The organism is Labrys sp. LIt4, from assembly GCF_017813775.1.
GTDB classification, from domain to species: domain Bacteria; phylum Pseudomonadota; class Alphaproteobacteria; order Rhizobiales; family Labraceae; genus Labrys; species Labrys okinawensis_A.
This window is the reverse complement of record NZ_JAGIPY010000007.1, coordinates 64,289-77,335: the sequence shown is the minus strand read 5'-3', so window position 1 is coordinate 77,335 and position 13,047 is coordinate 64,289. Positions and strand designations below refer to the sequence as shown.

The following is a 13,047-nucleotide window of genomic DNA, read 5'->3' as shown; positions in this document are numbered from 1 at the left end:
AACCCCGCATCAGTGAAATCTTGCATGTGATCTGAACACGTTGCATAAGGTAATCTATCTTCGACTTCCAACGGCACCGTGATGGGGATCGCAGTGTCGATTCGAAAGCCAGCGGCTTATGCCTATGGCTACGAGGCGGACCCGCCGGCTGTGACACGCTGTCGAAGAGACGAGGTATCCCCAAGGCTAGAAGAACGACATCAAGTTCGGCATGTGGTCCGGCGGGACGGCATGCGTGTGGCCACTCGGAGGAAGCCCAATGAAAATACTGATTGCGTGGCTGGGCGTGGTCTGCTCGCTGTTTTTCGGCGCGCAGGCCTACGCCAACGACGAAGTCCAGAAGCTGACGCAGGATCCCAATCAGTGGGTGCTGCAGACCGGCGACTATGCGAATACTCGATATTCGAAACTTGACCAGATTACTGCGGAAAACGTCAAGAAGCTCCAGGTCTCCTGGACATTCTCGACGGGCGTCCTGCGCGGCCATGAAGGCGCCCCGCTGGTCGTCGGCGACATCATGTATGTCCACACGCCGTTTCCCAACACGGTCTATGCCCTCGATCTCAACAATGAAGGCAAGATCCTCTGGCGTTACGATCCCAAGCAGGATCCGAACGTCATTCCCGTGATGTGCTGCGACACGGTCAATCGCGGCTTGGCCTATGCCGACGGCAAGGTGTTCCTGCATCAGGCCGACACCACCGTCGTGGCGCTCGACGCCAAGAGCGGCAAGGTGGTCTGGTCCGTCGTCAACGGCGACCCCAAGAAGGGCGAGACCAACACCGCGACCGTGATGCCCGTCAAGGATAAGGTCCTTGTCGGCATTTCCGGCGGTGAATTCGGCGTGCGCTGCCACGTCACCGCCTATGACCTGAAGACCGGCAAGCAAGCCTGGCGCGCCTATTCCATGGGCCCGGACGAGGAAATGCTGGTCGATCCGGAAAAGACCACCGAGCTCGGCAAGCCGATCGGCAAGGATTCCAGCATCAAGACCTGGCAAGGCGACCAATGGAAAACCGGCGGCGGCTGCACCTGGGGCTGGTATTCCTATGATCCCAAGCTGAACCTGGTCTATTACGGTACGGGCAACCCCTCCACCTGGAATCCCAAGCAGCGCCCGGGCGACAACAAGTGGTCGATGACCATCTTCGCCCGCGACGCCGACACCGGCGTTGCCAAGTGGGTCTATCAGATGACGCCCCATGACGAATGGGACTATGACGGCGTCAACGAAGTCCCGCTGGTCGATCTCAAGATCGACGGCAAGGAACGCAAGGCCCTGGTCCATATGGACCGCAACGGCTTCGGCTACACCCTCGACCGCGAGACGGGCGAGCTGCTCGTCGCCGAAAAGTATGACCCGGTCGTGAACTGGGCCACCAAGGTCGACATGGACAAGAACAGCAAGACCTATGGTCGTCCGCTGGTCGTGGCCAAATATTCGACCGAACAGAACGGCGAAGACGTCAATACCAAGGGCGTATGCCCCGCGGCTCTCGGTTCCAAGGACCAGCAGCCGATGGCTTACTCGCCCAAGACCGGTCTCTTCTACGTGCCGACCAACCATGTCTGCATGGACTACGAGCCGTTCAAGGTGAGCTACACCCCGGGCCAGCCCTATGTCGGCGCCACCCTGTCGATGTATCCGGCTCCCAACAGCCATGGCGGCATGGGCAACTTCATCGCCTGGGATGCTGCCAAGGGCAAGATCGTCTGGTCGCTGCCCGAGCAGTTCTCGGTGTGGTCCGGACCGCTCGCGACTGCCGGCGGCGTCGTGTTCTACGGCACGCTGGAAGGCTATCTGAAGGCGATCGACGCCAAGACGGGCAAGGAACTCTACAAGTTCAAGACCCCCTCCGGCATCATCGGCAACGTGATGACCTACACCCATAAGGGCAAGCAATATATCGCGGTGCTCTCGGGTGTCGGTGGCTGGGCCGGCATCGGCCTGGCGGCAGGCCTGACCGACCCGAATGCGGGTCTGGGCGCCGTTGGCGGCTATGCAGCCCTCAACAACTATACGGCGCTCGGCGGACAGCTGACGGTGTTCGCGCTGCCGTGAGCACGTGACCCTGCCAGGGCAAGGCGCATTCGGTCGTGAATGCGTGTTTGCCCTGGCTTGCTGTCTGAAGGTGTCTTTGCGCCGCTTGCCGATATCGGCAGATTGCAAAACCCTTTGGCCGATCATCCCGTCGGGGCTGGGGGAGATGTCTTCTTTCCCTGCCCCCTCGCCAGACAAAAACAGAGACTTCCAGCTTTCGGTGCCCTTCGGCCCGCGAAATGGTGGTCTGTGCCCTGAGTGGGAGACAAACGATTGCTTGTTCAGGCCAATCCAATGAAATCACAAGCCGGGAACCGCCCCGCCCCCTTTCGCCGCAATGCGCTCTTCGGCCTCACGGCACTGGCGCTGGGCTTCTTCGCAGCGACGTCGGCTTTCGCCGATCCGGCCAAGCCGGCCAGCAGTGAAGACGGCAAATATGTCGATGCGGAGGGTGCACCGACCTATAACATTACTCCAGATGGCAATGTGGATTGGTACACCTTCTCCGGCTATCGTCGCTATCATTCCGAATGCACGGTCTGCCACGGCCCCGACGGCGCCGGTTCGACCTATGCGCCGGCTCTCACCGATTCCCTGAAGAAGATGAACTATGAGCAGTTCACCACCGTCGTGGTCCAGGGTCGCAAGGATGTGAGCACGTCGAGCCAGAAGGTGATGCCGACTTTCGGCACGAACCGGAACGTAATGTGCTATCTTGATGACATCTATGTTTATCTGCGGGCGCGCAGCGATGGCGCACTTGCGCGCGTCCGTCCCGAAAAACACGATCCCAAGCCGCAGAGTGCCAAGGATGCCGAAACGGCCTGCATGGCGAACTGAGTTCGGACAGTGTCTCGTGCCAGGCCTTGCCCTGGCCGGGATGGTGCTCGGCTTGAATTCCGCCAATGCCCAGCAGGTACCCGAACTCGTCGACAAGGCGAATCTGCGCGTGTGCTCGGATCCTGCCAACATGCCGTTCTCGAACCGCCGCCAGGAAGGGTTCGAGAACCGCATCGCCGAGATCGTCGCCAAGGAGCTGCAGCGGCCGGTGCGCTATTACTGGCTGCAGCAGGGCATGGGCTTCGTGCGCAACACGCTGGGCACGGGCCTGTGCGACGTCATCATCGGGGCCGCCTCCGGTTCCGATCTCACCCAGCATACCAACCCCTATTACGCCTCCACCTATGTCCTCGTGGTCAGGGCGGACGGGCCACTGGCCGGGGTCACCAAGCTGGAGGATCCCGCCCTCAAGGGCCGCCGGTTCGGTATCATCGCAGGCACGCCGCCGGTCGACCATCTTCAGCGTCTCGGCCTGGTCGCTAATGCCAGGAGCTATGGGCTGACGCTGGATCAGCAGGACAATGCGGCGGGCAAGGAGGCCATCGACGATCTCGTGGCCGGAAACACCGACGGTGCGCTACTGTGGGGGCCGATTGCCGGCTATTACGCCAGCAAGGCGGCCAAGCCGCTCAAGGTCATTCCGCTCGTACAGGAAAGCGAGCGCCCTCTGCTGGCCTATCGCATCACCTTCGGTATCCGGGCGAACGAGATACAGTGGAAACACACGCTGAACGCTGCCATCCGCAAGCGCCAAAAGGAGATCGAACAGGTGCTCGCCGATTACGGCGTGCCACGGGTCTCCATCGACAGTCTGCCGGCCGAGCGGCCCAATCTTGCCGCCGGACAGATGCAGGAGTGAGGCGATGGCCCGGCTTGCCGCACTCAAGGCCGCTTTGCTGATCCTGCCCCTCGGTGCGCTGCCGGCCCATGCCGGTCCTCCGCCCGAACCGAGCGGCTACCGCCTCGACGATTACAGGGCACCGACGCCGGCGACGCTTGCCGGCGCCACCGTCCTGGACACGGCGCGGGCCGAAGCCCTCTGGAAGCAGCGAGGCGCCATCTTCGTCGACGTCCTGCCGCATCCGCCCAAGCCTGCCGAGCTTCCCGCCGGCACGCTATGGCGCGACCCGCCGCACGAAACCATTGCGGGGGCGGTATGGCTGCCGGAAGTCGGCCGGGGGGCGCTGGCGGCGGCGACGGAGGATTATTTCAAACGCAGCCTGGCCGAGCTGACGCATGGCCGCCGCGAGCAGGCGCTGGTGTTCTTCTGCAAGAAGGACTGCTGGATGTCGTGGAATGCCGCCAAGCGGGCGCTCGGCTATGGCTATAGCCAGGTCTATTGGTATGGCGACGGCGTCGATGGCTGGAAGGGCGCGGGCCTGGCCTTGGAGACCATCAAGCCGCGGCCGTGACCGGGGTTAACGCCGCCGGCATCAGAAAGGGAGCTGGACAATGACCTTTCTTGAAAAACAAGCTGGATTGTGCCCTTCGCGCCGCCGCTTTCTGGGCGGGGCGGGGCTGGCCGCGCTCATGCTCTTCGCCGTCCCCGGTTGGGCCGAGGCCGGCGACACGCCGAGCGAGGCGACCTGGGATGCGATCCGCCCGGACCTTTTCGGCGAAAAGACCATCGATGTCGAGCCGGTCCTGCGTCTGAACGCGCCGGCCAGGGCCGAGGATGCGGCGCTGGTGCCGATCGAGGTGCATGTCGACCTGCCGGCGAATGACAGCCGCTCGATCAAGGCGATCACCCTGGTGGTGGACGAGAATCCCTCGCCGCTGGTCGCCGCATTCAAGCTCGGGGAGGGGCGCAGGCAATTCAGCCTGTCGACCCGCATCCGCGTCAACTCCTATTCCTATGTCCGGGCGGTCGGTGAGACCAGCGACGGCAGGCTGCACATGGCCAAGGCCTTCGTGAAAGCTGCCGGCGGCTGCTCGGCGCCGGCCGGCAAGGATCCGGTTGAGGCCAAGGCCAATCTGGGCAAGATGCGCTTTCGCGATTTCTCCGGGACGGGCAGCAAGGAAGCCCAGCTCCAGATCCGCCATCCCAATTATTCCGGCATGCAGATGGATCAGGTGACGCGGCTCTACACTCCGGCCTGGTTCGTGCAGACCCTGTCGGTCAGCCAGGGGCAGAAGCCGATCTTCTCGATGGAGGGCGGCATCTCGCTCAGCGAGGACCCGACCTTCCGCTTCAGCTACGACAAGGACGGCCAGCCGATCACCGTCGATGCCAGGGACACGGACGGGAACGAATTCAAGCGGGCCTTTCCCGCCGACGGGGGCAGTTGAGCCGCGGCCGAAGAATGCTTTGACGTGACCCCTCGGATCGGTGACATAACGTGTGGTGCGGGAAACCACCACTGCAACGCCGCGATGTAATCAAACCATGACCGATGGCTCTCAAACGCCGGATATAGTCGAAATCGGCCTCGACGCCAGCGAGGCTGTCGTACTGTTCGAGCTCCTCTCGCGCTGGTGCGATCCGAAGACGCAGGCAACGCCGTCCAGCGGCTGTTTCCAGAGCACGGCCGAATGCGCCGTCCTTCTCGGGCTGCTCGGCAGTCTCGAAAAGCAATTGGCCGCGCCCTTCAAGCCCGATTATGGGGAGATCGTCGCGCAGGCCCGGCGGGATCTGGAACCCCTGTGGGACCATGCGACCCTGAACGGCCGAACGCCCGGATACCCTATTTGAAGCAGCGGATCTCGGCTTCGGCCTGGGTGCGACGGAGATTGGCGACGACGTCGTCGAACTGCTTGGTGCTGCGGAAGATGGCGGACTGCTGGCCGACGCCCTGGCGCATGGCCAGGATGGTTTCGGCCCTCTCATAGCCGTCATAGGGCAGGATGGAGGCGATCACGTCGATCGAGCAGGCGCAGCGTTCCATGGCCTCGCGCGTTTCGCCATTGGCAGCCATGCAGCCGATGACATAGTCGACCCGTGCCTGCGTCGGATAGTCGTTCTCGACCTCCGCGCCGAAAGCCGGGGCGGCTGCGGCTGCCAGCATCAGCAATGACAGAAGCGTGTCAGTCGGGCGTGGCCTCATAGGAAATCCCTTCGTCGAGCAGCGGGCTGTTCTTTCCCGGCGCCGAGACTTCGATGCGGGCGATCTCGCCCGGCAGGTCCCTGGCCACCAGGAATTCGTAGCGCAGCGTGTCCAACCCGTTGAGCCGGGCCTTGTTCGGATCGTCGCTGAAAGGCTGGATCGAGACGCGCCAGCCGGGAAGGGTGCGGCCCTCAAAGGGAATATCGGCCGGCTTCACCTCGGCCTTGTCGCGCAGGGCCGTGCGGATCGCCGTCTTGAAATAGCGCGGATTGGCCTGATAGGTCTCGGCGAGCACGCCGATATGATGTTCGAGAAAGAGGCTCAGCACCGGATTGCCGCTCATATTCTCGAACGGCCCGGCGGCGCGCCGATGGGCGCCGCTGAAGAGCTGGACCTGCACGGTGCGGGTCTGTGCCGTCTCGCCCTTGTCGAGGGTGAGGCGAATCGTGTCTTCGAAGGAAGCGCCGTAGAGTTTGTCGTCGGCGCTCTTGCGGTGATAGGCGTAGGTCAGCACCTGGTTGACGGCGGTCTTGTCGAGCTGCGGTTCCTCGAACAGCAAGGTGGCGGCATCCGGTGTCGCGGCGGCGGCATGGGCCGCACCGGCGAGGGCCAGAAGCGCCGGGACGGCTAGCCATGCTGCCCTCGGCTTGCGACCCGCATCGTCTTTCATGCCGGCTGTCCTTCCATCGGTCGGGGAGCGGCCGTCATGACGCGGTAGTCATAGGCCGGTGGCGAGGAAACGGCCGACTCGGCAGCCGCGAGGGCCTGCATGCGGTCGTGCCAGGGCGATTTGTGGCAGGCCGGATCGGTCACGCCGGCATCGCCGGTCAGGGCCAGGGCCTGGCAGCGGCAGCCGCCCCAGTCCCGCTCGCGCCGGTCGCAGCTGCGGCAGGGATCGGGCATCCAATCGGTGCCGCGATAGGCGTTGAAGGCCGGTGACGAGCGCCAGGTCTCCGCCAGCGTGTGCTCGCGCACCGACCAGAATTCGAGATGAGGAATGGTTTCGGCGGCGTGGCAGGGCAGGACCTTGCCCGAGGGCGTGACGTTGAAGGTCCGCCGCGCCCAGCCCCCGTTGCAGGGCTTGGGATAGGCCGAATAATAGTCCGGCACGACAAGGTCGATGACGATGCGGCCCTTCAGCCGTTCGCGCGCCTCCTCCACCAGGGCGATCGAGGCATCCGCCTCGGCCCGCGTCGGCATCAGGGCGGCACGGTTGCGCTGCGCCCAGCCGTAATATTGGGTGTGGGCGATTTCGACGCGCTTGGCCTGCATCTCGACGGCAAGATCGATGATGTCGCCGACCTCGCCGATATTGGCGCGGTGGATCACCGCATTCACCGTCAGCGGCAGGCCGAGCGCCACCACATGCCGGGCGAAGTCGCGTTTCCTGGCATGGGCTCCGGCAAGGCCGCCGATATGTTCCGCCGTTTGCGCCGTCGCGGCCTGGATCGACAGCTGCACATGGTCCAGGCCGGCATCGGCCAGGGCCTCGAGCCGTGCATCGGCCGCGCCGACACCGGCCGTGATCAGATTGGTGTAGAGGCCGAGTTCGGCGCAATGGGCCGTCAGCTCGACGATATCGGGCCGGGCCGTCGGCTCGCCTCCGGACAGATGCACGTGCAGGACGCCGAGGGCGGCTGCCTCGGAGAACACGCGCTTCCAGGTCGCGGTGTCCAGTTCCTGCGCGCGGTTGTCGAGTTCGAGCGGGTTGGAGCAATAGGGGCAGCGCAGCGGGCAGCGATGGGTGAGCTCTGCCAGCAGGCCGATCGGATTGGGAATACGGGCGCTGCTCGTCATCGTTCGATCACCCGCTTGGTGAGAAGGTCGTTGAGCATGGCGATGACGTCGCCCTCGATGACTTCGCGCTTTTCGCCATAGCGTTCGGCGAGCAGATCGCAGATCGCACCGACACTGCGCTGCCCGTCGACCAGCTCCACCACGCTGGCGGCCACGGCATCGAGGCCGAAGGCGCGCTCGGGCGCCAGCAGCATGTGCTTGTTGCGGACAGTGTCGAAGCGGAGCCGGACCCCGCGCGGCAGGCTGGGAACGTCCGCGGCGGAGAGCGTGCTCATGATGCCAGCTCCATGCCCGGGATCCAGGCGCCGGGCGGCGGGAGGCCAGGTGTCACATAGGCATGATGCAGGCCGTCGAGCTGGGCCCACAGCACGTCGCATTTGAAGGCGAGGGCGGCGAGGACGGATTGCTGGAGGGCGACGCTGGTGGCGTGCTGCTTGACGTAATCCAGCGCGAAATCGGCATCGCGCGGCGCCTGCGACAGGCGCTTGTCGAAATAGCCGAGAGCTTGAGGCGAAATGAAGTCGTAATTCGCCAGCATGCCGGCGAGACGTTCGGAAATGATGGTGGGGGCGAACATCTCGGTCAGGGACGAGGCGATCGCCTCCAGGAGCGAGCGCTCGCGCACGAACTCGACATAGGCCTGCACGGCGTAGCGGGTCACCGGCAGAAGACCGCGGGTGGAGACGACATAGTCGCGCGGGAAATCCAGGCTGTCGGTCAGTTTGAGCCAGCGCTCCAGGCCACCATCGCCGTCGCCGGTGCCGTCATGATCGACGATGCGCTGGCGCCAGATCCGCCGCAGCGCCGGGTCCTGCATGCGCGCGAGGATGGTGGCATCCTTCACGGGGATCATGGCCTGGTAGAAATAGCGGTTGAGAGCCCAGGCCCTGACCTGGTCGCGGCTCAGGCGCCCGCCATGCAAGGCGGCATGGAAGGGGTGGAGATTGTGATAGCGCCGATGGCCGATATCGCGCAGCGCAGCTTCCAGGGCGGCGGGGGAGAGGAGCGTCGTCATAGGGAGAACACCATGCCGTCATGGGCGACCTGCCAACCCGCCGTTGCGACCGCCTGCCTCTGAGGCGAATCCTCCACCAGCACCGGATTGGTATTGTTGAGGTGGATGAAGACCCGTTGTTCCACGGGCAGGCCCGCAAGGGCCGCTATCGACCCGTCGGGGCCGGCAATCGGCATATGGCCCATGCGCCGCCCCGTCTTGGTGCCCAAGCCATGCCGGATCATCTCGTCGTCCTCCCACAGCGTGCCGTCGAACAACAACAGATCGGCACCTGCAATGGTTTCGCGCAGCCAGGGCGGTACTGCGGCGCAGCCCGGAATATAGGCGATCCGCTTGCCGCCGCCGGTCAGGATCACGCCCACCGTCGCCTCGCTTTCCTCACCCAGCCGCATCGGTTCGTTCTCGCGCCAGAGCGGAAGTTTCCCCGGGACCGGTACCAGCGTCACGGTCAGTCCGGGCAGGGCCTGGAAGCTCTGGCCCGGCGTCACCGCCTCTCTCTGCACGAGATCACGTGCCAGCACATCGAAGATCCGGTTGCCGGCAAGGCTGTCCAGTGTCTCGGCCGTGCCATAGAGCGTGAAGGCCTGGCGCTCGCGCAGCCCAAGCAGGCCGGCGACGTGATCGACGTCGCCATTGGTCAGGAGGACGGCAGCAATCGGTGAATGGCGCGCGGATTCCTTGTGACGCAAGGAACTCCCTGGCTGGAGCGCGGGCACAGCCTGGAGTTGCTGGCGGATGTCGGGCGAGGCATTGAGCAAGAGCCAATCCTCCCCGTTCGCCGAAACAGCGATACTCGATTGGGTGCGCGGCCGGACCCTAGGATCGCCGGCCCACGCCAAACGGCAGACCGGGCAAGCGCAGTTCCATTGCGGAACTCCACCCCCGGCCGCCGCCCCGAGAACGACGGCATGCAAGCTTGCCTGCACGACCCCGATTCCGTTGCTGTCGCCGGTTCAACTTAGAATTCCGGCGGCAGATCCTCATCGGACATATAGCCCGTCACTTCCATTCCGACACAGAATTCGATGATTTCCGGTTTGCTCCAACGCATTGCAATTCCTCCGTTGCTTGGCCTGTGACCTTTTTCATAAGGAATTTATAAGTATTAATCTTGGCTTTTGCCAAGATCATTACCAACAACACTATCCACGTCTTCGATCAATACCGCAAGTGAAAACGATCGGGTTTTGTGTCGCACCGCTTGCGGCGCGAAAAGAATCCCGACAGGCAGGGGGACTCCGGGTTCGGCAGGGCGGCAGCCGCCGTTCACCGCCCCGATCGGTTGCCCGCCATGTCGAGCATGAAGCCCCGGCCGCGAACCGTGCCGATCAGCGGCCCGCCGACGCGGGTGATGTCGGCGAATTTGGTTCTGAGATAGCCGACATAGACATCGACGACATTGAGCGAGACGCCTCCCTGCGTGGCCCAGAGGCGGTCGAAGATCTCGCCGCGCGAGACGGGATGGTTGGCGCTCTGCATCAGCAGGGCGAGCAATTCGGCCTCCCGCTGCGTCAGCCGCACATGTACGGTGCCGTAATGCGCCTGCCGCGTCTCATGGTCGAGCACGAGGCGTCCCACGATCAGGCGTTCATGCTCATCCGAACTGCCGGAACGGTGCAGCAGATGGGTGCGCAGCCGTGCCACCAGTTCATCGAACTGGAAGGGCTTGACGATGTAGTCGTCCGCGCCGGCCGTGAGGCCGTCGACCCGGTCCTGCACTTCGTCCTTGGCGCTGACGAACAGGATCGGCCCGGTATAGCCGGTCTCGCGCAAGGCCCGGCAGACATCCAGCCCCGAACCGTCGGGCAGGATCATGTCCAGCACCACCGCGCAGGGATTGATGTCCCGGGCGGTGTCGAGGGCCTGGTCCGCCCGTTCGACCGTGGTGACGTCGAATCCCTCCACCTTCAGGCCTCGGCTCAGCATCGAGCCGATGTCGGCATCATCCTCGACGAGCAATACATTCATGATGCAAATCCTGTGTGCGTATTCCCTTCGGCGGCGCGGGGCAGCGTGATCACCACCCGCGTGCCGCGCTCGGTGTTTGGATCCGATGCTATAACGATGCTGCCGTGATGTCGCGTGATAACCCACTGCGCGAGGGCCAGGCCGATGCCGAAGCCCGAAGAGGTGGCGCCGTCGCGGCTGACGAAACGCTCGAACACCTGCTCGCGTGCCTGGGCGGGGATGCCGCAGCCATCGTCGCTGACGAAGATGGCGGCCGCGTCCGGGCTGTCCTCCAGCCGCACCTCGATGCGCGTGGCCCCCTTGGCGTGGCGGACGGCGTTGTCGATCAACCCTTCCACGACCTGACGGATCCAATCCCCGTCGGCGACGATGTCGCCGGGCGATTCGGGGAGGGCGAGCGCGATTTCGAGCTGGTGGCGCCGGGCCACGGGTGCATAGCTTTCCACGGCATCCCCCAGCAGGCGCGCCAGGTCGATGCGGCGGAAATCGAGGGTGATCTCGCCGCTTTCCGAGCGCGCCACGCGCAGCATGTCCTCGACCCGCCGATGCAGGCGGAAGGCACGCTGGCGGATGGTGGCGAAAGTGGTGCGGGTCTCCTCGGGGGTGATCGAAGGCGCTCGCAGGGCGATGTCGCATTCGCCGAGCACCACGGTCAGCGGCGTGCGCAGCTCGTGGCTGACATCGGCAAAGAAGCGCCGGCGCGAGCGGTCGATGCCGGCCAGTCTTTCGTTGGCGGTGGTGAGGTCGGCCGTGCGTTCGGCCACGATTCTCTCGAGCGCCGCCCTGTCCTGTGACAATTTCTGTTCGCGCCTGGCCAGCGAGGCCGCCATGCGGTTGAAGCGGGCCACCAGCAGACCAAGCTCGTCGCGCGCCCCGACGGCCAGCCTGGTGTCGAGCTTGCCCCGGCCGATGGCGATGGCGGCATCGTCGATGGCGCTGATGCGGCGCAGCAGCGGCCTGGTGATGCGCTGGTGCAGCAGGATGGCGATGAGAATGGCCAGGACCGCCGCGGCGATGGCCGCGACGGTCAGGCGCTGCGAGGTGCGGGCGATGTCCTCGCGGGCCAGCTTGACGGCCTGGCGCTCGGCTTCCACCAGCGCAGACAGGCGTGGACCGGCGCTGAGGCCGAAGCCGTTCAGGGCTCCACGGATGGTATCGCCGCGTGCTGCCGTATCCGCCTGCTCGAGCCCCGCCGCGATGGACGCATCCAGACTGGCGATGTCCGCGCGCAACAGGGCCAGCATGCGTTCCGGCGTCTCGACGCGGCCGGGGATGGTTTCGCCCTGCCAGGGATCGGCCCCGGCCGCCGTCAGCACGGTATCGATCTGATTCTTCAGAGCGGTCAGCCGCAGGCGGCTTGAGGTGGCGGTCTGGGCACTGTCGATGGCGGCAAAGGCATAGTCGGTCAGGCGTCCGGAGGCCTCGGCCAGCAGATCGAGCCGGCGTTGCGACACGGTAAGACGCTCAACCGCGAAATCGGAGGTGCGCACGGCAAACAGCAGGCCGCCTGCCGCCAGCAGGGTCAGCATGGCGGCGCCGGCGATCAGAAGGGAGAGAGAGCCTCGAATCGATCCCATACCACCATGAACCAGCATTGTTCCGGGCATTGCAGCCGGCTGCCGCTGCACATTTGCCCAGCCGGGACGCAGACGCAAGGCTGGGACATCAGGCGCAAGGTGCATTCGGACGCAAACGCTCATTTGTTCAGGCTTCCCGCGAATGCGTGCTCGCAATTCCCGCCGGATGCAGCACGCAAAACGCCACGAAGACCGCTGAGCGGGTCCCCGGACCCGCCTTTAAGTGCTGCGTTTCCAGGCAGGTCTGGGGACCCGCCCACCAAAATGCCGCTTGTGGCATCGGCGCTGCATGAGTCAGCATTTTCGGGACTTAGCACCAGTTTTGTCATGCCCGGGGCACCCAGACGCCACTCGTCGAGGGTGCGGCCCCTGGATTGCCGGGAGGAAGCCCGGCAATGATAAAGTCGAGTTCTACCGACGTTTCAGCCAGGCTCTGAATTTTACGGTGTCACATTGCAGGACAGCCTTTCCTTACCCTCCCCATCGGGGGACAGGTGTGGGGGATGGTGCTTCAGCAAAATTCAGATGTCGGTAGGCAGGTCTCGCTTGGTGACGCAGCGCCAGTTGCGTATTTTCCACTGCCGGTGTGTGGATTGCCACTGTGCAATGGTCTCCTGTGCATGCAGCAGGCAGGCCATGCTGTCTCGCGTATCCATGGACCAGCTTATGCGCTCCTCGCGGCAGTTGTCGGGCGCGCTGATCAGGCAGACGGTCAGGAGAATCCACATGGGGTGCCTCTCGGTGTGCCTTTTGGGATACCTCTCG

At 64.4% G+C, this 13,047-nt stretch carries 13 protein-coding genes and 1 pseudogene; 6 read left to right on the top strand and 8 right to left on the bottom strand.

All coding sequences use genetic code 11. From position 1 onward, the window contains the following. The first annotated feature begins 259 nt into the window (after window positions 1-259). The 6 genes from xoxF5 (at window position 260) to J8I29_RS14860 (ending at window position 5,573) form a co-directional block, all read left to right on the top strand. Window positions 260-2,062 carry a lanthanide-dependent methanol dehydrogenase XoxF5 gene (gene xoxF5 / locus J8I29_RS14885; RefSeq protein ID WP_105863745.1) on the top strand — a complete coding sequence of 601 codons (1,803 nt, stop codon included), beginning with the start codon at window positions 260-262 and terminating at the stop codon, window positions 2,060-2,062. Between the two features lie 273 nt (window positions 2,063-2,335). Then, window positions 2,336-2,881, top strand: a complete 546-nt coding sequence (locus J8I29_RS14880) for a c-type cytochrome, methanol metabolism-related (RefSeq protein WP_105863744.1) — start codon at window positions 2,336-2,338, stop codon at window positions 2,879-2,881. A gap of 16 nt (window positions 2,882-2,897) precedes the next feature. Continuing rightward, on the top strand, window positions 2,898-3,740 hold the full coding sequence (locus J8I29_RS14875; protein WP_245443440.1) for a substrate-binding domain-containing protein: 843 nt from the start codon (window positions 2,898-2,900) through the stop codon (window positions 3,738-3,740). 4 nt (window positions 3,741-3,744) lie between these two features. Then, entirely contained in the window at window positions 3,745-4,293 is a 549-nt protein-coding gene (locus J8I29_RS14870; protein ID WP_105863742.1) for a PQQ-dependent catabolism-associated CXXCW motif protein, read from the top strand. A gap of 40 nt (window positions 4,294-4,333) precedes the next feature. Next, window positions 4,334-5,170, top strand: a complete 837-nt coding sequence (locus J8I29_RS14865; protein ID WP_245197024.1) for a quinoprotein dehydrogenase-associated SoxYZ-like carrier — start codon at window positions 4,334-4,336, stop codon at window positions 5,168-5,170. 97 nt (window positions 5,171-5,267) lie between these two features. After that, on the top strand, window positions 5,268-5,573 hold the full coding sequence (locus J8I29_RS14860) for a hypothetical protein (RefSeq protein ID WP_209432251.1): 306 nt from the start codon (window positions 5,268-5,270) through the stop codon (window positions 5,571-5,573). Here J8I29_RS14860 and J8I29_RS14855 read toward each other — a convergent pair. From J8I29_RS14855 to J8I29_RS14810, 8 genes and pseudogenes are all read right to left on the bottom strand, one after another. Beyond that, complete coding sequence (locus J8I29_RS14855) at window positions 5,566-5,886, bottom strand: hypothetical protein (protein WP_209432405.1); 321 nt, start codon at window positions 5,884-5,886, stop codon at window positions 5,566-5,568. The two genes, J8I29_RS14860 and J8I29_RS14855, sit on opposite strands and share 8 nt — an antisense overlap. 19 nt (window positions 5,887-5,905) lie before the next feature. After that, window positions 5,906-6,595, bottom strand: coding sequence for a hypothetical protein (locus J8I29_RS14850; RefSeq protein WP_105863739.1), 690 nt, complete (start codon window positions 6,593-6,595; stop codon window positions 5,906-5,908). Next, window positions 6,592-7,722 carry a pyrroloquinoline quinone biosynthesis protein PqqE gene (gene pqqE / locus J8I29_RS14845; RefSeq protein WP_105863738.1) on the bottom strand — a complete coding sequence of 377 codons (1,131 nt, stop codon included), beginning with the start codon at window positions 7,720-7,722 and terminating at the stop codon, window positions 6,592-6,594. The genes J8I29_RS14850 and pqqE overlap by 4 nt, the downstream gene beginning before the upstream one ends. Next, window positions 7,719-8,737: pseudogene (gene pqqC, locus J8I29_RS14835) on the bottom strand (pyrroloquinoline-quinone synthase PqqC). Before pqqC ends, pqqE begins: the two are co-directional and overlap by 4 nt. Next, window positions 8,734-9,651: a pyrroloquinoline quinone biosynthesis protein PqqB gene (gene pqqB / locus J8I29_RS14830; RefSeq protein WP_209432404.1), complete on the bottom strand. Its 918-nt coding sequence runs from the start codon at window positions 9,649-9,651 to the stop codon at window positions 8,734-8,736. Before pqqB ends, pqqC begins: the two are co-directional and overlap by 4 nt. A 352-nt stretch (window positions 9,652-10,003) precedes the next feature. Beyond that, on the bottom strand, window positions 10,004-10,705 hold the full coding sequence (locus J8I29_RS14820) for a response regulator transcription factor (protein ID WP_181161253.1): 702 nt from the start codon (window positions 10,703-10,705) through the stop codon (window positions 10,004-10,006). Further along, entirely contained in the window at window positions 10,702-12,282 is a 1,581-nt protein-coding gene (locus tag J8I29_RS14815; RefSeq protein ID WP_209432249.1) for a HAMP domain-containing sensor histidine kinase, read from the bottom strand. The genes J8I29_RS14820 and J8I29_RS14815 overlap by 4 nt, the downstream gene beginning before the upstream one ends. Before the next feature lie 521 nt (window positions 12,283-12,803). Further along, window positions 12,804-13,010, bottom strand: coding sequence for a hypothetical protein (locus J8I29_RS14810; protein WP_105863733.1), 207 nt, complete (start codon window positions 13,008-13,010; stop codon window positions 12,804-12,806). Window positions 13,011-13,047: the final 37 nt, after the last annotated feature.